At 66.3% G+C, this 19,251-nt stretch carries 15 protein-coding genes and 1 pseudogene; 12 read left to right on the top strand and 4 right to left on the bottom strand.

Features of this window, described 5'->3' with window-relative positions:
• The first annotated feature begins 99 nt into the window (after window positions 1-99).
• Entirely contained in the window at window positions 100-834 is a 735-nt protein-coding gene (gene rph / locus B2W22_RS05620; protein ID WP_175136609.1) for a ribonuclease PH, read from the top strand.
• A 131-nt stretch (window positions 835-965) separates the two neighbouring features.
• On the opposite strand, the gene B2W22_RS05615 is transcribed toward rph, so the two are convergent.
• On the bottom strand, window positions 966-2,339 hold the full coding sequence (locus B2W22_RS05615; RefSeq protein WP_175121669.1) for an MmgE/PrpD family protein: 1,374 nt from the start codon (window positions 2,337-2,339) through the stop codon (window positions 966-968).
• Window positions 2,340-2,355: 16 nt separating this feature from the next.
• The gene (locus B2W22_RS05610) at window positions 2,356-3,516 is read right to left on the bottom strand and encodes an acyl-CoA dehydrogenase family protein (RefSeq protein ID WP_105238791.1); all 1,161 of its coding nucleotides are present in this window, start codon (window positions 3,514-3,516) and stop codon (window positions 2,356-2,358) included.
• 136 nt (window positions 3,517-3,652) lie between these two features.
• Here B2W22_RS05610 and B2W22_RS05605 point away from each other — a divergent pair.
• Window positions 3,653-5,182 (top strand): annotated as a pseudogene (locus B2W22_RS05605) (methyl-accepting chemotaxis protein); the annotation flags it as partial.
• Between the two features lie 150 nt (window positions 5,183-5,332).
• Here the strand turns inward: B2W22_RS05605 and B2W22_RS05600 are convergent.
• The gene (locus tag B2W22_RS05600; protein WP_286936570.1) at window positions 5,333-7,186 is read right to left on the bottom strand and encodes an EAL domain-containing protein; all 1,854 of its coding nucleotides are present in this window, start codon (window positions 7,184-7,186) and stop codon (window positions 5,333-5,335) included.
• Between the two features lie 202 nt (window positions 7,187-7,388).
• On the opposite strand from B2W22_RS05600, the gene rdgB reads away from it, so the two are divergent.
• The 5 genes from rdgB (at window position 7,389) to ntrC (ending at window position 13,621) form a co-directional block, all read left to right on the top strand.
• On the top strand, window positions 7,389-8,012 hold the full coding sequence (gene rdgB / locus B2W22_RS05595) for an RdgB/HAM1 family non-canonical purine NTP pyrophosphatase (protein WP_175121668.1): 624 nt from the start codon (window positions 7,389-7,391) through the stop codon (window positions 8,010-8,012).
• A gap of 35 nt (window positions 8,013-8,047) precedes the next feature.
• Window positions 8,048-9,268, top strand: a complete 1,221-nt coding sequence (gene hemW, locus B2W22_RS05590; protein WP_175136606.1) for a radical SAM family heme chaperone HemW — start codon at window positions 8,048-8,050, stop codon at window positions 9,266-9,268.
• Between the two features lie 183 nt (window positions 9,269-9,451).
• Window positions 9,452-10,864: a type I glutamate--ammonia ligase gene (gene glnA, locus B2W22_RS05585; protein WP_175136605.1), complete on the top strand. Its 1,413-nt coding sequence runs from the start codon at window positions 9,452-9,454 to the stop codon at window positions 10,862-10,864.
• 187 nt (window positions 10,865-11,051) lie between these two features.
• Complete coding sequence (glnL, locus tag B2W22_RS05580) at window positions 11,052-12,116, top strand: nitrogen regulation protein NR(II) (RefSeq protein ID WP_056560977.1); 1,065 nt, start codon at window positions 11,052-11,054, stop codon at window positions 12,114-12,116.
• Window positions 12,116-13,621, top strand: a complete 1,506-nt coding sequence (gene ntrC, locus B2W22_RS05575) for a nitrogen regulation protein NR(I) (RefSeq protein ID WP_175121666.1) — start codon at window positions 12,116-12,118, stop codon at window positions 13,619-13,621. The genes glnL and ntrC overlap by 1 nt, the downstream gene beginning before the upstream one ends.
• A gap of 72 nt (window positions 13,622-13,693) precedes the next feature.
• On the opposite strand, the gene B2W22_RS05570 is transcribed toward ntrC, so the two are convergent.
• Entirely contained in the window at window positions 13,694-14,605 is a 912-nt protein-coding gene (locus tag B2W22_RS05570) for a LysR family transcriptional regulator (RefSeq protein WP_286936566.1), read from the bottom strand.
• A gap of 181 nt (window positions 14,606-14,786) precedes the next feature.
• Between B2W22_RS05570 and B2W22_RS05565 the strand changes: the two genes are divergently transcribed.
• From B2W22_RS05565 to B2W22_RS05545, 5 genes are all read left to right on the top strand, one after another.
• Complete coding sequence (locus tag B2W22_RS05565; protein ID WP_175121664.1) at window positions 14,787-15,485, top strand: pirin family protein; 699 nt, start codon at window positions 14,787-14,789, stop codon at window positions 15,483-15,485.
• 103 nt (window positions 15,486-15,588) lie between these two features.
• On the top strand, window positions 15,589-16,494 hold the full coding sequence (locus B2W22_RS05560; RefSeq protein WP_175136602.1) for a pirin family protein: 906 nt from the start codon (window positions 15,589-15,591) through the stop codon (window positions 16,492-16,494).
• Window positions 16,495-16,596: 102 nt separating this feature from the next.
• Window positions 16,597-17,187: a CGNR zinc finger domain-containing protein gene (locus B2W22_RS05555; RefSeq protein ID WP_286936563.1), complete on the top strand. Its 591-nt coding sequence runs from the start codon at window positions 16,597-16,599 to the stop codon at window positions 17,185-17,187.
• A 231-nt stretch (window positions 17,188-17,418) separates the two neighbouring features.
• Window positions 17,419-18,291 (top strand): alpha/beta fold hydrolase, encoded by an 873-nt coding sequence (locus tag B2W22_RS05550; protein ID WP_286936560.1) that lies wholly within the window; start codon window positions 17,419-17,421, stop codon window positions 18,289-18,291.
• A 54-nt stretch (window positions 18,292-18,345) separates the two neighbouring features.
• Window positions 18,346-19,251 (top strand): LysR family transcriptional regulator, encoded by a 906-nt coding sequence (locus B2W22_RS05545; RefSeq protein ID WP_175121660.1) that lies wholly within the window; start codon window positions 18,346-18,348, stop codon window positions 19,249-19,251.

Below are 19,251 nucleotides of genomic sequence, written 5' to 3'. Positions count from 1 at the left end.
TTTCAACCGGATACATCGCGGCAGGATACTCCAAGCGAGATTGTCTTGTGACGCCTGCCCGTACAATGCCGCGAATCTAAGCCAAGTCTGGAGCCAGTTGTGACCACCATCCCCACGAATGTCCGGCCGTCGGGCCGCGCCGCCGACCAATTGCGTCCGTTCAGCCTGGAGCGTGGCTTTACGCGATACGCCGAAGGCTCCGTGCTGGTGAAGGCGGGCGACACCCATGTGCTTTGCACGGCAAGCGTCCTGGACAAGGTACCGCCTTTTCTGAAGGGCAAGGGCGAAGGCTGGGTAACGGCTGAATACGGCATGTTGCCGCGGGCCACGCACACGCGCGGCGATCGCGAGGCCGCGCGCGGCAAGCAGAGCGGCCGCACGCAGGAGATCCAGCGCCTGATCGGACGCAGTCTGCGCGCGGTGTTCGACATGAAGGCGCTGGGCGAACGCACGCTGCACCTTGATTGCGACGTGCTGCAGGCCGACGGCGGCACGCGCTGCGCCAGCATCACGGGCGCCTGGGTCGCGGCGGCTGACGCGGTCGGGCTGCTGATGAAGCGTGGCGATCTGGCCACCAATCCGATCCGCGACGCCGTCGCCGCGGTGTCGGTGGGCCTGGTCAACGGCCAGGCGGTGCTGGATCTGGACTACCCGGAAGATTCGGCCTGCGACGCCGACGTGAACGTCATCATGACGGGCAGCGGCGCATTCGTGGAAGTGCAGGGCACGGGCGAGGGCGCGACGTTCACGCGGGCTGAGCTGGACACGATGCTGGTGCTGGCGGAAAACGGGATTGCCAACCTGGTGAAGGCCCAGCGCGCCGCGCTGGCGTGAGCTGTGTGGCGCCGGGTCCGTCGTGCGAACCCGGTGTCAGACTTCTGCCGCAGACACTTGCAGCGTAGCCACAACGCAAACAAAGCCGCAGATGCGGCTTTGTTTGTGCCTGAGTTTGAGGCATTCGCGAATTACTTCGGCAACAGCGCCTCCACCTTGCCCACTTTTTCAAGCCCCCAAATCGTCGCGATCAAGCCACGCAGTTCCTGTTCCGTCGCCGCATCGGCGTACCGGCCCAGGCTGAGCGTCTTGTCCTCGATTTCCGGACGGCTGAGCGTGTTGCCGGGGTCGCCCTTGGGTTCGTCGACGCGGCCATGCAGCACGCGGCCGTCGCGGGTGTACACCGTGACCTTGCCGATCCAACGTTGCGGGTAGGCGCCGTCGACTTCGGGGTCGAGCGCCATTTCCACTTTCCCGCGGAAGGCGGCGACGCCCGGGTCGTCGAGGCCCGCGTCAAATTCCGCCAGACCGGCGCGGCCTTGTCGCGCGATCAGCGCCAGCACCGTGCCCATCGAAAACTTGGACTGGTGGACGGTCTGCGGATTCACAACCGGACCAAGAACGTCGATGGCGCCCTGGTGGACGTGCGCCACGACGCGTTCGACGTCGTCCTCGGTAAGGTGGTTGTCGCGCAGCGCCTGCTGCAGCGCGTCGGCGGCCGGATGCGTGTGGCGGCACGAGGCATGGAACTTGAACGAGGTTTCGGCCAGCGCCCAGCGCTGTCCCAGGCGGTCGCACAGGCGGCTGGGGTCGGCGTCGGTGGACATGCCGGCCGCCATGCCCTGCGGGCCTTCCAGGATGTGGCGTGCGCCGGTGAACCCTTCGCGCGCCAGGTAGGCCGCGGTGATGCCGTCCGCGGCCGCCTTGGCGGTGTGCAATTGCTTGGAATCAGCGGCGTCGCGCAGGAATTCCCACAGCCCCGCGGCCTGCGTGCCGGCCGAGCCCAGCGCGTGCAGCATCTGTTCAGGGGACAGGCCCAGCAGCCGGCCGGTGGTGACTGCGGCGGCCAGCGTGCCAGCCGTGCCGGTCGTGTGGAAGATCTTGTAGTGCGAGCGGCCCAGGAACTCGCCGACGCGAATGCCGACCTCGTAGCCGGCCACGGCGGCGGTGAGCAGATCGCGGCCCGAGGAGCCCAGCGCCTGCGCCACGGCCAGGGCAGGCGGAAACACCACGGCCGCCGGGTGAAAGACCGAGCCGTTGTGCACGTCGTCCTGTTCGACCACGTGCGCGGCGGCCGCGTTGACCATGGCGGCAAAGAGCGGCGTGGTGCGGCGGCGGGTGATCAGGACTTCACTGGGACCATCCGCCGGCCCCATCGCGGCGGCATAGCGGTCGATCGCCTGGACCGCGCGGGCCGACGCGCCGGCCAGGATGGAGGCCAGGCAATCGAGCAGCAGGTCTTCGGCGCGGCGCAGCACCGGGGCGGGAATGTCTTCGTAGCGCAGGTTGGCGGCAAAGGCCGCGAGTTCGGCGCTCAGGTGCGGGGTATCTTTGTCTGCGGTCATGTCGGAAGATGGCGTGTCAGAAGGAGCGGGGCAGGCCCAGGATGTGTTCGGCGACGTACGACAGGATCAGGTTGGTCGAGATGGGCGCCACCTGGTAAAGGCGCGTCTCGCGGAACTTGCGTTCGACGTCGTATTCATTGGCAAAGCCAAAACCGCCATGGAACTGCAGGCAGGCGTTGGCGGCTTCCCAGGATGCGTCCGCCGCCAGCAGCTTGGCCATGTTGGCCTGGGCGCCGCAGGGCTCGTGGGCATCGAACAGCCGGCAGGCCTCGTAGCGCATCAGGCTGGCCGCTTCGACGTTGATGTGCGCGCGCGCAATGGGGAACTGCACGCCCTGGTTCTGGCCGATGGGGCGGCCGAACACCACGCGTTCCTTGGCGTAGGCGGTGACCTTGTCGACAAACCAGTAGCCGTCGCCGATGCACTCGGCGGCGATCAGCGTGCGCTCGGCGTTCAGGCCATCCAGGATGTACTTGAAACCCTTGCCTTCTTCGCCGATCAGGTTTTCTTCGGGGATTTCCAGGTTGTCGAAGAAGAGCTCGTTGGTCTCGTGGTTGACCATGTTGGGGATCGGGCGGATCGACATGCCGTGCTTGACCGCGTGGTGCAGGTCGACCAGGAAGATCGACATGCCTTCGGACTTGCGCGTGACCTGATCCAGCGGCGTGGTGCGCGCCAGCAGAATCATCAGGTCCGAATGCTGCACACGAGAGATCCAGACCTTCTGCCCATTGATGACATAGCGGTCGCCGCGCTTGACGGCGGTGGTCTTGATCTTGGTGGTGTCGGTGCCGGTGGTGGGTTCGGTGACGCCCATCGACTGCAGGCGCAGTTCGCCGGCGGCGATGCGGGGCAGGTATTCGCGCTTCTGGGCTTCGGAGCCGTGGCGCAGCAGCGTGCCCATGTTGTACATCTGGCCGTGGCAGGCGCCGGAGTTGCCGCCGCTGCGGTTGATTTCTTCCATGATGACCGAGGCTTCGGTCAGCCCCAGGCCCGAGCCGCCGTATTCCTGCGGGATCAGCGCCGCCAGCCAGCCGGCTTCGGTGAGAGCGCGGACGAAGTCCTCGGGATAGCCGCGCTCTTCGTCGACCTTGCGGAAATATTCGGAGGGGAATTGCGCGCAGAGGTCGCGCACGGCTTCGCGGATGTCCTGGTAGGCGTGGGAGGCTTGGTGCATGTGGCTGACTGTTCTATGTGAAGGAATGGTTCGGTACAGGATCGAATGTGCCGCAAGGGCGGCCAGGTGCCAATTCACGAATCATTAATACGGGGTTCCTGAACGCAAAAGCGCACCTTCATGACCGCTGTGCGTCATGTTTCCGCCAAGGTTGTGTCAAGAAATTGCCAAACTGCATCTCCATAATCCGTGGCACTGCCGCGAAGGCGGCCAAGGCTATACACGGATGGATATGCGGAAAAATCTGAGAGTCACGACGGCGCTATCGGCCATTCTTGCGTTGTTCGTCGTGCTGTTCGCTGTCGCTGCGGCGGCGGGTATCACGGTCTTGCGCGACAACCGCGCGGATATCGAGGCCCTGGGCCGGGGCAGCATCGAAAGGGCGAGTGATCTCGCGGATATGACCAGCCGGCTGTTTCAGGCGCGCGCGGCGCTGACCGACGCCAAGACGGCGATGGAAGGCGGGCTGGAAGACGCGCGCAACGCGTCGCTGGCCCAGGCCGATGGGCTGCTCAAGCAGGCCGCCGCCAGTCTGGCGCGCTTGCGCGCCAACCCCGACGACAGTGCCCAGGGCGCGCCGCTGTTCGGCCAGGTGCTGACGGCCTATGCCGCCTTTGCGGACCAGACGCTTGCGCCGATGAGCAAGGCGATCCAGGGCTGGAACGGCATCGAGGTCAACCGGCTGACGGACAAGGCGCTGCCCGCCAGTGGCGCGGGCTATGTGAAGCAGGTCGAGGCCTACCAAGCCTACGCCCGCGAACACGGGCAGGAGGCGGTGGCCGGCGCAAGCCGCACCCTGGAGCGCGTGATCGTGGTGGCGGCCGCCGTGCTGGGTTTCGTCCTGGTGCTGGCGATCCTGATCCGGCTGGGATTCCGCCGCAGCATCGTGCGGCCGCTGAACGAGGCGGGGGCGCACTTTGACCGCATCGCGGACGGCGATCTGACCGGCGCGATCACGCAGCGCGGCGACAACGAGATCGGCGTGCTGTATTCGGCCATGCGCCGGATGCAAACAGGGCTGTCGACCGCGGTCGCGTCGGTGCGCCTGGGCGTCGAAGAGATCCATACCGGCGCCGGCGAAATCGCGGCCGGCGGCGCGGATATGTCGGACCGCGCGGCCCGGCAGGCGGGCTCGCTGCAGGAGGCGTCGGCCAACATGACGCAGCTGGCGCACACCGTGCAAATGACCGCCGGCAACGCGGACCTGGCCAGCCGGCAAGCGGTCAGCGCCACGCAGTTGGCGCAGCGCGGCGGCCAGGCCGTCGACGAAGTGGTGCACAGCATGCAGGGCATCGCCGACAGCGCGCGGCGCATCGGCGAGATCGTGGGTGTGGTGGACAGCATTGCGTTCCAGACCAACATCCTGGCGCTCAACGCGGCCGTGGAAGCGGCGCGCGCGGGCGAGCAGGGCAAGGGCTTTGCCGTCGTGGCGGGGGAGGTGCGGTCGCTCGCGCAGCGCAGCGCCCAGGCGGCGCGCGAGATAAAGGGCCTGATCGAAGACTCGGCCGCGCGCGTGGATGCGGGCGTGCGTCACGTGAACCTGGCGGGCGACACCATGCGCGATATGGTGGCATCCGTGGACCGTGTGACGCAGATCGTGAACGAGATTTCCAGCGCCACCGCCGAACAGGCGTCCGGCATTGCCTCGGTGAACGATGCGGTGGCCGATATCGAGCGGTCCACGCAGGAAACGGCCGCCATGGTCGAACAGACGGCGGCCGCTGCGGCGGCGCTGGAAGCCCAGGCGCAGGGACTGCGCCGGGCCGTGGCCAAATTCCAGATTGCGCAGGGCGCGCAGGCGGCGGCGCGCGAAGCCTCAGCCGGTGAGCTGCGGCAGGATGGCGCCCGTGTAGCGCTCGGCCACGAGCGACAGGTTCCCGTGCTTGACCTTGTGCTTGACATGGGCAGCCGCCGAGGCGATGTCCTCAGGGCGGATGCGCTCGCATAACGAGGGCGTGACGGTCAGGGCGCCCACGCCCAGCGTCACGAACGGAAAGAAGCGCGGCACGCCGTAACGGTCCTCGGCCTCGATGCCACCGTTGCGGCGGCCCTGTTCGTCATACAGGGCCATGGCCCCTTCGTTGAACTCGGCAATGATGCGCTCGATGCGCGCCATCCAGTCCGGACTGCGCAGCAGCACCACAAAGTCGTCACCGCCCACATGCCCCACGAAATCGCGCTGCGGGTCGCAATGGCGTTTGATGACGTCGGCGGTCAGCATGATCATGTCGTCGCCGCGCCAGTAGCCGTAGACGTCGTTGAAGGGCTTGAAGTTGTTCAGGTCCCCGTAGCAGATCGTGAAGTCCGCGGCGTCTTCCAGCAGCGTGGCAATGTGCCGGCTGATGGGGATATTGCCGGGCAGGGACGTCAGCGGATTGGCGTAGCGCGCCGCCTCGATACGCATCTCGGTCACCGAGCGCACCAGGGTTTCGCCCGTGGCCAGGCCGTCATAGCGGCCGTCGCGCGTGATGATCAGCCCGTCCATCAGGTAGCGCTGGTCTTCGGAAATCAGCACGTGGCTCAGCTGGTCGATCGACACGTTCACGTCCACCAGCACCGGCTCGGCGTTCATGAAGGTGGAGCAGGCGTCGCGGCCGAAGAGCTCGCGCGTGTAGCGCTGCGCGTAGTGTTCGGAGAAGTCCCGCCGGTTGATGATGCCGACCGGCCGGTTGTCGGCGTCGACCACCGCCACGGCGTGCAGGTTCTTGTGCTCGATGAAGAGGCGATGCACGTCGTCGTTGGTGTGCTTGGTCAGGAGCGCGGCGGGAGCCTCGACCCGCAGACTGACGGCCGTGCCGCCGGCGGCGCGCTGCGACACCGGCGCCGACGTGCGCGAGCGCAGCGAGTCGCGCAGGGGCGGGGTCAGTTCGGTCAGCAGGGTTTCGTCGGGCATCCCCAGGAACCAGCCCTGCGCGTAGCGGATATCCAGCTCGCGCACGACGGCAAGGTCCTCGGCGGTTTCGATGCCTTCGGCGATGACCGACGTGCCCAGGTGCTGCGCCACCTTCAGGATGGCGCGCACCATGTTCTGCTTGCGCTCGTCGTGGCCGATGCCGTCAAAGAAATAGCGGTCGATCTTGACCAGCTCGGGCTGGGTTTCGGCCCAGAGCTGCAGGTTGGAATTACCGACGCCGTAGTCGTCGAGCGCGATGCGCATGCCGGCCTCGCGCAGGCAGGCAAAGGCGTTGTGCAGTTCGCCCATGCGGTCCGACAGCGGATCCTGCTCGGTCAGTTCGACGACGATGCTGGTCGGTTCCAGCGCGCAGTCCTTGAGCAGCCGCCCGGGCATGTCGTGGCCCCAGAGGGTCCAGTAATGGAGCAGGGCGGAGCCGGACAGGTTCAGGAACAGCTTGCCCGCAGCGTCGTTCTGTTCGAACCCGCGTGCGCCCGCGCGGAAGCTGGCCAGTTCGAGCTGCGGGTGCAGCCCCTGGCGTCGCGCTTCGGCGAACAGGGCGTCGGGAAAGTGCAGGGGGGTGTCGGCGGGACCGCGGATGAGGCTTTCGTGGCCGTAGATGCGGCTGTGCGACAGGTCGACCACAGGCTGGAAGCGCGGCCGCAATAATCTTTCGCGCAGAATGCCAGCCAGGCTGGCGTGCGCGGGCGCGCCGCCGGGAGGATTGAGCGGAGCGCGGGCCGCGGCGGGCCGTGGCAAAGCGTGAATGGAGTTCATCGCCGGGGCATTGAGATACGATCAGTGACAAGATCGGTCATATTGACAACAAAATATGTCTGCGTTGTTGCGCCATGTCGTGACGTGCAATCTTCAGTCGCTGTTACATCCGTGTCAACAACGAATTCTCACGTACGTGGTACCCACGCCAATATCGTGGAATGCCCGCCCGCCGCCGGCCTCGCCCTATACAATCCGGCCTATGACTTCCCCCAAGATTCCCGACTCCCTGCGCCGTGTTGTCCTGGCGTCCAATAACGCCGGCAAGCTGCGCGAGTTTTCCGCCTTGTTCGCGCCGCTGGGCATCGAGCTGGTGCCGCAGGGCGACCTCGGCGTGCCGGAAGCCGAAGAGCCGCACGTCACGTTCGTGGAAAACGCGCTGGCCAAGGCGCGCCATGCCAGCCGCCTGACCGGGCTCCCCGCGCTGGCGGACGACTCGGGCCTGTGCGTCGCCGCGCTGGACGGCGCGCCCGGCGTGTATTCAGCGCGCTATGCCAAGATGAACGGCGGCGAAAAGTCCGATGCAGCCAACAACGCACTGCTGGTGCGCAACCTGGCGTCCGTCGCCGACCGCAGCGCCTGGTATGTGGCGGTCCTGGCGCTGGTGCGTTCCGAGAACGACCCGCGTCCGCTGATCGGCGAAGGCCTGTGGCACGGCGAGATCATCGACGTGCCCGAAGGCGCCAACGGCTTTGGCTACGATCCGCACTTCTACCTGCCCGACATGGCGCTGACCGCCGCGTCGCTGGATCCCGACGAAAAGAACCGGGTCAGCCATCGCGCCCGGGCGCTGCGCGAGCTGCTCAGCAAGCTGAGCCACGCTTGACCACGGCGCCGCCAAGGCGCCAGGAATTTTTTCGCATGTCCATCACCATTCCCATCCGCAACGATATGGGCGCGACCAAGTCGCGCCTCGTTGTTCCCGCAGGCGCCACGCTGACCAGCCTGCCGCCGCTGTCGGTCTACGTCCACGTGCCGTGGTGCGTGCGCAAGTGCCCGTACTGCGATTTCAACTCGCACGCCGCGCCGGGCGAGATTCCCGAACGCGCCTATCTGGATGCGCTGCGCAGCGACCTCGAGCAGTCGCTGCCGTCCATCTGGGGCAGGCAGGTCATTTCCGTCTTCATCGGCGGCGGCACGCCCAGCCTGTTGTCGGCGGCCGGTCTGGACGAGCTGCTGGCAATGCTGCGGGCGTACCTGAACCTCTGGCCTGATGCCGAAATCACGATGGAAGCCAACCCCGGCACGGCCGAGGCGGGGCGCTTCCGTGACTATGCGGCCAGCGGCGTCACGCGGTTCTCGCTGGGCATCCAGAGCTTTGACGATGTGCAGTTGAAGAAGCTGGGCCGCATTCACGATGCCAACCAGGCGCGCGCGGCCATCGAAATGGCGCAGCAGGCGGCGGCCCGGGTCAATCTAGACATGATGTTCGCCTTGCCCGGCCAGACGCTGGAGGCCTGTACGGCCGATCTGCGGCAGGCGATTTCGTTCGGCACCGAGCACCTGTCGCTGTATCACCTGACGATGGAGCCGAACACGGTCTTCGCGAAGTTTCCGCCTGAAGACTTGCCGGACGACGACACGAGCGCCGCCATGCAGGACGCGGTGGAAGCCGAGCTGGCGGCGGCGGGACTTGCGCGCTACGAGGTATCGGCCTACGCCAAACCGGGCGCCCGCTGCCGCCACAACATGAATTACTGGGAGTTCGGAGACTACCTGGGCATCGGCCCCGGCGCGCACGGCAAGCTCTCGTTTCATGACCGCATCATGCGCGAAGCGCGGCTGCGCAGTCCGGATTCGTGGATGCAGGCCGCCATGGCGCGCGACGGCAGCCATCTGGCCGAGAGCCGGCAGGTCGGACCGGACGAACTGCCGTTCGAGTTCATGCTCAACGCCCTGCGCCTGAAGGACGGCGTGGCCGCCACGACGTTCAACGAACGCACCGGTTTGTCGCTTGCCGTCATTGCGCACCAATTGGAGGCAGCCTCGAAACGGGGCCTGCTCGACGCCGATCCCACGCGCCTGCGCGCGACGCCTTTGGGCTGGCGCTTCCTCAATGACCTTCAGGAAATGTTCCTGTAAGGTGCAAGCACCAAGATGGGGCGATCATGCCCCATCTTTTGCACCACGATGGTGCTACATTGCCCCAAGACTGACGTGCCTCCCCCCGGGAATACCGGGGCTAAACCTGGCACGCTTATTGCTTCCCTCTTTTATGCCAGTCGACGGGCAAAGCCCTCGACCCTTTTATCTAATGGAGATGACATGGCAAGCCCGAAAGACGTCCTGAAACAGATCGCCGATAACGAAGTGAAATTCGTGGATTTCCGCTTTACCGATACGGTTGGCCGTGAGCACCACGTTTCCGTGCCCACCACCGCTATCGATGAAGACAAGCTGGAAAGCGGGCAGGCTTTCGACGGTTCGTCGATCCCGGGCTGGAAGGGCATCGAAGCCTCCGACATGCTCCTCATCCCCGACTGCGCCACTGCCAACCTGGATCCGTTCCGCGAAGAGCCGACCCTGATCCTGTCGTGCGACGTGGTCGAACCGTCGGACCTGAAGGGCTATGACCGCGACCCGCGCTCGCTGGCCAAGCGCGCTGAAGCCTACCTGAAGTCCTCCGGCCTGGGCGACACCGCCTACTTCGGTCCGGAACCCGAATTCTTCGTGTTCGACGGCGTGACCTGGAACACCGACATGTCGGGCACGTTCGTCAAGATCAAGTCCGAAGAAGCCCCGTGGTCGACTGGCCTGGAATTCGAAGGCGGCAACACCGGCCACCGTCCGGGCGTGAAGGGCGGCTACTTTCCCGTTCCGCCGGTCGATTCGTTCCAGGACATGCGTTCGGAAATGTGCCTGCTGATGGAACAGATGGGCGTGCCGGTTGAAGTGCACCACCACGAAGTGGCTGCTCCCGGCCAGCTCGAAATCGGCACCAAGTTCAGCACGCTCGTGCAGCGCGCTGACTGGACCCAGATCGTCAAGTACGTCGTGCACAACGTGGCCCATGCCTACGGCAAGACCGCCACGTTCATGCCCAAGCCCATCGTTGGCGACAACGGCTCCGGCATGCACGTCCACCAGTCCATCTGGAAGGACGGCCAGAACCTGTTCGCGGGCAACGGCTACGCCGGCCTGTCCGAATTCGCCCTGTACTACATCGGCGGCATCATCAAGCACGCCAAGGCCCTGAACGCCATCACCAACCCGGGCACGAACTCGTACAAGCGTCTGGTCCCGCACTTCGAAGCGCCCGTGAAGCTGGCCTACTCGGCCCGCAACCGTTCGGCTTCGATCCGCATTCCGTACGTCGGCAACCCGAAGGGCCGCCGCGTCGAAGCGCGCTTCCCGGACCCGCTGGCCAACCCGTACCTGGCTTTCTCGGCCCTGATGATGGCCGGCCTGGACGGCGTCCAGAACAAGATCCACCCGGGCGATCCGGCCGACAAGAACCTGTACGACCTGCCGCCGGAAGAAGACGCGAAGATCCCGACCGTCTGCGCCTCGCTGGAAGAAGCGCTGGAATCCCTGGACAAGGATCGCGAGTTCCTGACCCGTGGCGGCGTGTTCAGCAACGACATGATCAACGCCTACATCGACCTGAAGATGGCCGATGTGACGCGTCTGCGCATGACGACGCACCCGGTCGAATTCGACATGTACTACAGCCTCTGATGGTTTGAGGCCGTGGCTGGGGGGAGCGCGATGAGGTAGGCAGAAGCACGGCTTACACACCACGCGCACCACCAGGTAGCCGCCCGACGAATTGCCCGCCCGGCCCGCGCCGGCGGGCAGGGCGCCGGGTTGGCGCGCCCGTCGCGGACGCGTTCCGCTTTCCCCTGTCCATTCGGGTACGTTGAAAATGAATGTTGAAGCTCTCGATCTGCTAGCCACGTCAGTCTTCCTGGTCAACGAGCGCGGCCACATCGAATACGCCAACGCCGCCGCCGAGGACCTGTTCGGCCGCTCGCGCAAGCAACTGGGCGGGCATTCCGCCGCCACCCTGTTCGACAACCCCGAGAATATCCAGTCATCCATCGACCGCGCCGCGGGCGGCAGGTACGCCGACGTGAGGCAACTGGCCTCGTTGCGCCGCGCCGCCGAATCCGTGGAAGTCGCCGTAACCACCGTGGGACTGACCGGCCAGCGTTGGCCGGTGCTGATCGAGACCCGCGAAATCGAGCAGCGCGTGCTGGCCGACCGCAACCACCGGCTGGTGGACGAGATCGAAGCCCACCGCGAACTGCTGCGCAACCTGGCGCATGAAGTCAAGAATCCCCTGGGCGGGCTGCGCGGCGCCGCGCAACTGCTGGAAGCCGAGCTGCCCAGCGCAGCCCTGGCCGAATACACCCAGGTCATCATTTCCGAAGCCGACCGCCTGCAGGCGCTGGTGGACCGCCTGAGCGGCCCGCAACGTGTGCCGCTCAATGCGCGGCCGGTGAACATCCATGAAATCTGCGAGCGCGTCTGCGCGCTGATCCAGGCCGAGTTCCGCAACGACGTCACGATCCAGCGCGACTACGACGCCTCGGTGCCGGACCTGAAGGGCGACGCCGCCCGCCTGATGCAGGCCGTGCTCAACGTGGCGCGCAACGCCGCGCAGGAACTGGTGGCGCGCCCGCAAGGCCCGCAGACCGAACCCGGCGTGGTGACCCTGCGCACCCGCGTAGCGCGGCAGGTCATGCTGGCGCACCGGCAGCACCGCCTGGCGCTCGTGCTGTCCATCATCGACAACGGTCCGGGCGTGCCGGACCACATCCGTGACCGCATCTTCCACCCGCTGGTCACGGCCAGGGCTGGCGGTACCGGCCTGGGCTTGAGCCTGGCGCAGGACTTCGTGCAACAGCACGGCGGCATCATCGAATTTGAATCCCGACCGGGGCGCACCGAGTTTCGCCTGGTCCTCCCGATGGAGCCCGCAAACTGATGAAACCCGTATGGATCGTCGACGACGACCAGGCCATCCGCTGGGTCCTCGAAAAGGCCCTGGCCCGCGCTGGCGTCACCACCCGCAGTTTTTCCCAATCGGCCGACGTGCTCGAGGCGCTTTCGCGTGAGACGCCCGTGGCGCTGGTGTCGGATATCCGCATGCCCGGCGGCAACGGCCTTGAGCTGTTGCGCCAACTGAAGGAGCGGCATCCTGGCCTGCCGGTCATCGTGATGACCGCGTTTGCCGATCTGGACAGCACCGTGTCCGCCTTCCAGGGCGGTGCGTTCGATTACCTGGCCAAGCCGTTCGACGTGAACGAGGCCGTCGCGCTGATCCAGCGCGCCATGCAGGAATCGGCGCAACCCGAAAGCCCGGACGGGCAGGGCGAAGCGGCGCAGAACAACGAGCGCTGGATGATGACGCAATCGTCGTCCACCGCCATGCAGGAAGTCTTTCGCGCGATCGGCCGGCTGGCGCAGTCCAAGGTCACCGTCCTGATCACCGGCGAGTCCGGCACCGGCAAGGAACTGGTGGCCCGCGCGCTGCACGGCCACGGCGTGCGCGCCAGCGGCCCGTTCGTGGCGCTGAACGCCGCGGCCATTCCGCGCGACCTGCTGGAGGCCGAACTGTTCGGCCACGAGCGCGGCGCATTCACGGGCGCCAATAACCTGCGCCGCGGCCGCTTCGAAGAGGCGCATGGCGGCACGCTGTTCCTGGACGAAATCGGCGACATGCCGATCGAGTTGCAGACGCGTCTGTTGCGCGTGCTGGCCGAGGGCAGCTTCTACCGTGTCGGCGGCGCGCAGCCCGTGCGCGTGGACGTGCGCATCGTGGCCGCCACGCACCAGCCGCTGGAGCAGCGGGTCGAGCAGGGCCTCTTCCGCGAAGACCTGTTTCACCGCCTGAACGTGATCCGCCTGCGGCTGCCGCCGCTGCGCGAGCGGGTCGAGGATATTCCCGCGCTGGCCCAGCACTTCCTGACCGCCAGTGCGCGCACGCTGGGCGTGCCGGTCAAGCGGCTGACGCCCGAGGCGCTGGCCGTGCTGACCAAGTTCGACTTCCCGGGCAACGTGCGCCAGCTGGAAAACTTCTGCCACTGGCTGACGGTGATGGCGCCGGGCCAGACGGTGGATCGTATCGACCTGCCGCCTGAAATCCGGGCCATGGAACATCAGCCGCAGCCCGGATCCGCGCCCATGCGGCCCGCGACGCCGACGGCGGGCGTGGGTACGGTGGTGCAGTCGGGCGCCTACGCCGCGGAACCGGCTGAGGACGGCGCGCCGCGCAATTGGCAGGATGCGCTGCTGCGCGATGCGCAGTACCGGCTTGAGCGCGGCGAACCCGCAGTCATGGCGACACTGACGCGCCAGTTCGAGAAGATCCTGCTGCAAAGCGCGCTGGATGCCAGCCGGGGCCGTCGCGTGGAAGCAGCCTCGCGCCTGGGGATCGGCCGCAACACCATCACGCGCAAGCTGCGCGAGCTGGGTATCGAAGACGAGTAACCGATCCGGCGCCGGCCCGGCAGTGGGCCGGTTCCGGATGCCGGACCCGAGCGCATGTGGGCTCGGGCCGGCCTACAAGCCGAGCAGGCTTTCGCACAGGCGCGGCGACTTCAGTTTCTGCAGCCACCACTTCATGGCCTCGCCGGGCGGCTCCGCCCGCCACGCGTACGCCACGTGTTCCGTCAGGGACATGCCTTCATCCGTTTCGCACACCACCAGCAACCCTTGCGCAAGGTAAGGCGCGGCCAGCGTCAGCGGCAGATAGCCGCAACCCAGGCCGCGCACCTGCGCGTCGATCTTGGCCTGCATCGACGGCATCACCAGCGTCGGCTGCTCCGACAGGATGCCGCGCGACTGCACGGGCAGGTTGCGCGAGGTATCGGCAATCACCAAGGCGCAGTAACGCGTGATGTCCGCGCGGCTGAGCGGCTGCGGCAATGAGGCCAGCGGGTGATTCGCCGCCACACAGAATCCGAATTGCATCACGCCGATCGCTTGTGAACGATACGGGCCCGTGGGTTCGCCCGCCGCGCCCGCGCCGATCACCAGGTCGGCGCGGCCGGAGGTCAAGGCATCCCAGTTGCCGCTCAGCACTTCCGTGCTAAAGCGCAGCGTCGTGGCGCTGCTCACCGCATGGAATTCGTCGATCAGGTCGTAGATGGGCCGCCATGGAATCACCGCGCTGACGGCGATGCGCAACTGCACTTCCCAGCCCGTGGCGATGCGCTTGACCCGGCTGGCCAGCTCGTCCAGCGATTGCAACAGATGCCGCCCATCCTTGAGCAGCGCTTCGCCCGCCGGGGTCAGCAGCGCGCGGTGCCCCGAGCGGTCGAACAGCAGCACGTCCAAGCCGTCTTCGAGCTTGCGGATGGAGTAGGTGACGGCGGAGGGCACCTTGCCCAGTTCGCGCGCCGCCTTGGCAAAGCTGCCGTGGCGTGCGATCGCGTCGACAAGGACAAGAAGTTCCGGGGTGATGGGCTGCATGTCAGAGCGCGAAATGTGGGTATTCAAATAATTTGAACGAAGTCATCAAAATATAGCGCCAAAACCGAGGGGCAAGGCGCGCAGAATACCACTCATGCCGGGGATGCAGACAAACGGCAAGGCGCAAAGCCAGCCAGGATGCACCCCCTGATCATTCATATTATTGAAACAGGAGTTCAAGATGCTTACGATTCGCCGCGCTGCAGAACGGGGTCATGCCAACCACGGATGGCTTGATTCGTTCCACACCTTCTCCTTTGCCAACTACTACGACCCGGCTCACATGGGCTTCGGCGCGCTGCGTGTCATCAACGACGACCGCATCGCGGCCGGCCGCGGCTTCGGCACGCACGGCCACCGGGACATGGAGATCATCACCTACGTGCTGGACGGCGCCATCGCCCACAAGGACAGCATGGGCAGCGGTTCGGAAATCCAGCCGGGCAACGTCCAGCGCATGAGCGCCGGCCGCGGCGTGATGCACTCCGAGTTCAACCCCCGCCCCGATGCCGAAACGCACATGCTGCAGATCTGGATCGAGCCGAACGTGACCGGCATCGCGCCGGAATACGAAGAGCGCGCCTTCAGCGATGAGCAAAAGCGCGGCCGTCTGCAAGCCCTGGTGACGGGCGACGGCGCAGACGGATCGATGACGATCCATCAGGACGCCCGTCTGTACGCCGGTCTGTTCGACGGCGACGAGTCGGCCTCGCTGCCGCTGGCTGCCGGCCGCCGCGCCTGGGTTCACGTGGCCCGCGGCAGCGTGACGGTCAACGGCGCCGCGCTGAATGCCGGCGACGCCGTGGCGATCACCGACGCCGCCAGCGTCGAGGTGTCGGGCGGCAAGGACGCCGAAGTGCTGGTCTTCGACCTGGCCTGACGCCAACAGCCGGGCGGATCCTGCAATCCGCCCGGTTTCACACAATACCGGCCGCGAGGCCATTAAGATGGCCCCAGGCCTACCCATTGCGGAGCATTGCACCATGTCGACCCTGTCCCAAGCCGGCGAAAGCCAGATCGAAACCGTTGTGGTGCCGCGCACCAGCGACTTGGGCGGGTTTTCCGTCCGCCGCGCCATTCCTTCCATGCAGCGCCGCAGCGTCGGTCCGTTCGTCTTCCTGGACCAGATGGGACCGGCGGACTTCGACGTCGGCGCCGGCATCGACGTGCGTCCCCATCCGCACATCGGCCTGTCCACCGTGACGTACCTGTACGAAGGTTCCATGGTCCACCGCGACGGCGCGGGTCACACGCAGACCATTCTGCCGGGCGAAGTGAACTGGATGACCGCCGGTCGGGGCATCGTCCATTCCGAACGTTCGTCGCCGGAAAGCCGGCTTGCGCCGCAGCGCCTCTGTGGCCTGCAGATCTGGGTCGGGCTGCCCAAGGCGCACGAAGAGACCGATCCGGGGTTCACGCACTACGGGCTGGACGCGCAGCCGGTGATCGAAGGCGAGGGCGTGCGCGCCCAGGTCGTGGCCGGTTCGCTGTTCGGCAAGACCTCCTCGGTCAAGACGCTGTCGCCCCTGTTCTATGGCGACCTGCAACTGCAGGCAGGCGCGACCACGGTGCTGCCGGCCGAACACGAAGAGCGCGCCGCCTATCTGGCGCAGGGCGAGGTCGAAATCGACGGCCAGACGTACGAAAGCGGGCGCCTGGTCGTGTTCGCCCCGGGCAAGCCGGTGCAGATCCGCGCCAGGACGGCCGCGCGGTTCGCGGTGCTGGGCGGCGAGCCGCTCGACGGCCCGCGCTTCGTGTGGTGGAACTTCGTGTCCAGCAGCAAGGACCGCATCGAGCAGGCCAAGCAGGATTGGCAGCGCACGCGGTTCGATCAGATCGTGCCTGGCGATGAGACCGAGTACATCCCGCTGCCGGAAGCCCGTGCCTGAGCGGGACGGGATGACCATGCGTGATGGGGGGCGTAATGCCCCTCATGATCGTGTAACTTTTATTGTTTATTTTTGAGGGTTACACTGGCGCCGGAGATCACCATGAACACCAGCCACGCACCCGAATTCCGTCAACTGGGCGACCACGTCGCCCTGGATCTGATCAACACCGTCGAGCAGAGTAGCGCCGGCCCGGTCGACCGATGGCAATCGGACGCGGACGTGGCGGGCTGGCTGGCGCTGGCGGGATTCGCCGCCGCGCAGGGCCCCGCGCCGGCCGGTCTGCTGGAAAGCGCGCGCGGCCTGCGCGAAACCCTCCGGGAATTGGTCGCCCAGCGCAAGGCGCACGCGCCGCTGGCGCTTTCCGCGCTGAATCGCGCTCTGGCGGCGGGTGGCAGCCACCTCGAGCTTGCGCCGGCAGACGAAGGCAGCCTGGTGGTGTCGCGCCGTTATCCCTCGCAAACCGCAGCACAGTGGTTGTTGCCGGTGGCCGAGGCGGCGGCCGACCTGCTCGCGCATGGCGATTTTGGATTGGTGCGCAAGTGCGAAAGCGATGCGTGCTCGCTGTGGTTCTACGACAGGACGCGGTCGCACAAGCGGCGGTGGTGCAGCATGGCGCTGTGCGGCAACCGGCACAAGGTGGCGGCGTTCCGGCAGCGCGAGGCGGCGGACGCCAGTGCCAAGGCGAAATGACAACGATCGATGGTTCTCAGCCCGGCTTATGCCGGGCTTTTTCATTGTTGGCGTCGGGTTGATGTGGGAGCCGGGCGGCCCGCACCGCCACATTCCAGCACCGCATCACACGCCGATTCGATGTTGAGTAACCAGCAAACGGGCTGTTGACAGGTTACGTAAAATGCGTAGACTGTGCCGTGAAGCTTCGAAATCCCATCGTCATTCCCTGCCCGAATACCGGAGATCCTCATGACCGCCCAGCCCGACAACACCGTCCATTACCGCCATGCGCAAGCCGACGGCCTGCGCTTCTTCTATCGCGAAGCCGGCGACCCGCAGGCGCCCGTGCTTTTGCTGCTGCACGGCTTTCCCACGTCTTCGCATCAGTTCCGCAACGTCATCCCGCAACTTGCCCAACACTTTCGCGTCATCGCGCCCGATCTGCCCGGATTCGGCTTTACCGAGGTTCCGGCCGAGCGCGGCTACCGCTACACCTTCGACAACCTGGCCAAGTCGCTGGAAGCGTTTGTCGACGAACTGGGGCTGACCCGCTACGCGATGTATTTCTTCGACTACGGCGCGCCGACCGGCTTGCGGCTGGCGGTGGCGCACCCCGAGCGGGTGACCGGTCTGGTTTCGCAGAACGGCAACGCGTACCTCGACGGCCTGGGCGACGCGTGGGCCCCCATCCGCGCCTATTGGAACGACCCGTCGCCCGCAAACCGCCAGACCATTCACGATGCCATCCTGAACTTCGAAGGCACCAAGTGGCAGTATGTGCACGGTGTGGCTGACCCGGACAGCGTCGCGCCCGAAGGCTATACGCTGGACGCGGCCCTGCTTGAACGGCCGGGCAACAAGGATATTCAGCTTGACCTGTTCCTGGACTATGCGAACAACCTGACGCAATACCCCGCCTTCCAGGCGTTCTTTCGTCAGGCCCAGGTGCCCACGCTGGCGATCTGGGGCCGCAACGATCCATTCTTCATTCCGCCGGGCGCCGAGGCCTATCGCCGCGACAACCCGGATGCCGTGGTTGAACTGCTGGACACCGGCCACTTCGCGCTGGAAACTCACGGCCAGTACATCGCCCAGCGCATCATCGATGTGTTGGGGTGCTGACCGGCGGGGGCGGCCTGATGGTTGCCCCGGCCGGATTTCACCGCAGGAGCCCGCATGACGCGCCACTTTGACGACCTGCAGCTGGGCAGCATCGAGATGTTCTGCCTGGCTGCGGAACTCAGCAGTTTCACGGCCGCCGCCAATGCTGCGGGCGTCACGCCGGCAGCCGTCAGCCGCAGCGTCTCGCGGCTGGAGGCGCGGCTGGGCATTCGGCTGTTCGTGCGCAGCACGCGGCATATCCGGTTGAGCGACGAAGGGCGTGCCTACTTCGAGCAGGTGCGCCCCGCCATTGCGCAATTGGTCGACGCCGAACGCCAGGTGGGCGGGCAGGGCGCGGCCGGGCGGCTGCGCATCAGCCTGCCGACGCCCTATGCGCATTACCGCGTTCTGCCGCTGCTGCCCGCATTTCGCGACAAGTATCCCAACGTGGACGTGCACGTGCACATCAGCAACCGCAATGTCGATTTCGCCGATGACGGTTATGACCTGTCGGTGCGCGGGCGCGCGCCCGACGACTCGGCGCTGATCGCGCGCAAGCTGGAGGACGCGGAACTGGTGGTGGTCGGCGCGCCGGAATACCTGCGCCGGCGCGGCACGCCGCAAACGCTGGAGGATCTGGCTGCGCACGACTGCATCCAGTTCGACCGGCCTAGCAGCGGGCGGCGCATTCCGTGGACATTTCAGGTGGAGGGCGAAGCGGTCGACATCGTGACCGACGGCGCCTATGGCACGGCCGAGGATGTACTGGGCGGCGTGACGCTGGCCCGTGCGGGCGCCGGCCTCTTTCAGACGTATCGCTTCGTGGTCGAAGACGATCTGCGCGCGGGCAGGCTGACCGAGGTGCTGCAGCAACATGGCGGCAGCACCCGGCCGTTCGTGTTGTTGTACCCGCATGCCCGGCACATATCGCGCCGCGTGCGGGCGTTCGTCGATTTCCTGGTCGACAAGCTAGCGGACTGA

Origin of the sequence: Achromobacter sp. UBA4530, assembly GCF_002388205.1 — a bacterium.
Taxonomy (GTDB): Bacteria; Pseudomonadota; Gammaproteobacteria; order Burkholderiales; family Burkholderiaceae_B; genus Achromobacter; species Achromobacter animicus.
The sequence above is the reverse complement of the archived record's forward strand: the minus strand, read 5'-3'. Positions and strand labels throughout refer to the sequence as shown.

What these genes read in the sequence shown, in the direction of transcription:
- B2W22_RS05560 (WP_175136602.1), top strand. Translation starts at nt 15,589, where the DNA reads ATGTCGACCCTGTCCCAAGCCGGCGAAAGCCAGATCGAAACCGTTGTG.
- B2W22_RS05615 (WP_175121669.1), bottom strand. Translation starts at nt 2,339, where the DNA reads ATGACCGCAGACAAAGATACCCCGCACCTGAGCGCCGAACTCGCGGCC.
- rdgB (WP_175121668.1), top strand. Translation starts at nt 7,389, where the DNA reads ATGACTTCCCCCAAGATTCCCGACTCCCTGCGCCGTGTTGTCCTGGCG.
- B2W22_RS05545 (WP_175121660.1), top strand. Translation starts at nt 18,346, where the DNA reads ATGACGCGCCACTTTGACGACCTGCAGCTGGGCAGCATCGAGATGTTC.
- B2W22_RS05565 (WP_175121664.1), top strand. Translation starts at nt 14,787, where the DNA reads ATGCTTACGATTCGCCGCGCTGCAGAACGGGGTCATGCCAACCACGGA.
- glnL (WP_056560977.1), top strand. Translation starts at nt 11,052, where the DNA reads ATGAATGTTGAAGCTCTCGATCTGCTAGCCACGTCAGTCTTCCTGGTC.
- glnA (WP_175136605.1), top strand. Translation starts at nt 9,452, where the DNA reads ATGGCAAGCCCGAAAGACGTCCTGAAACAGATCGCCGATAACGAAGTG.
- B2W22_RS05570 (WP_286936566.1), bottom strand. Translation starts at nt 14,605, where the DNA reads ATGCAGCCCATCACCCCGGAACTTCTTGTCCTTGTCGACGCGATCGCA.
- B2W22_RS05550 (WP_286936560.1), top strand. Translation starts at nt 17,419, where the DNA reads ATGACCGCCCAGCCCGACAACACCGTCCATTACCGCCATGCGCAAGCC.
- B2W22_RS05600 (WP_286936570.1), bottom strand. Translation starts at nt 7,186, where the DNA reads ATGAACTCCATTCACGCTTTGCCACGGCCCGCCGCGGCCCGCGCTCCG.
- B2W22_RS05610 (WP_105238791.1), bottom strand. Translation starts at nt 3,516, where the DNA reads ATGCACCAAGCCTCCCACGCCTACCAGGACATCCGCGAAGCCGTGCGC.
- B2W22_RS05555 (WP_286936563.1), top strand. Translation starts at nt 16,597, where the DNA reads ATGAACACCAGCCACGCACCCGAATTCCGTCAACTGGGCGACCACGTC.
- hemW (WP_175136606.1), top strand. Translation starts at nt 8,048, where the DNA reads ATGTCCATCACCATTCCCATCCGCAACGATATGGGCGCGACCAAGTCG.
- ntrC (WP_175121666.1), top strand. Translation starts at nt 12,116, where the DNA reads ATGAAACCCGTATGGATCGTCGACGACGACCAGGCCATCCGCTGGGTC.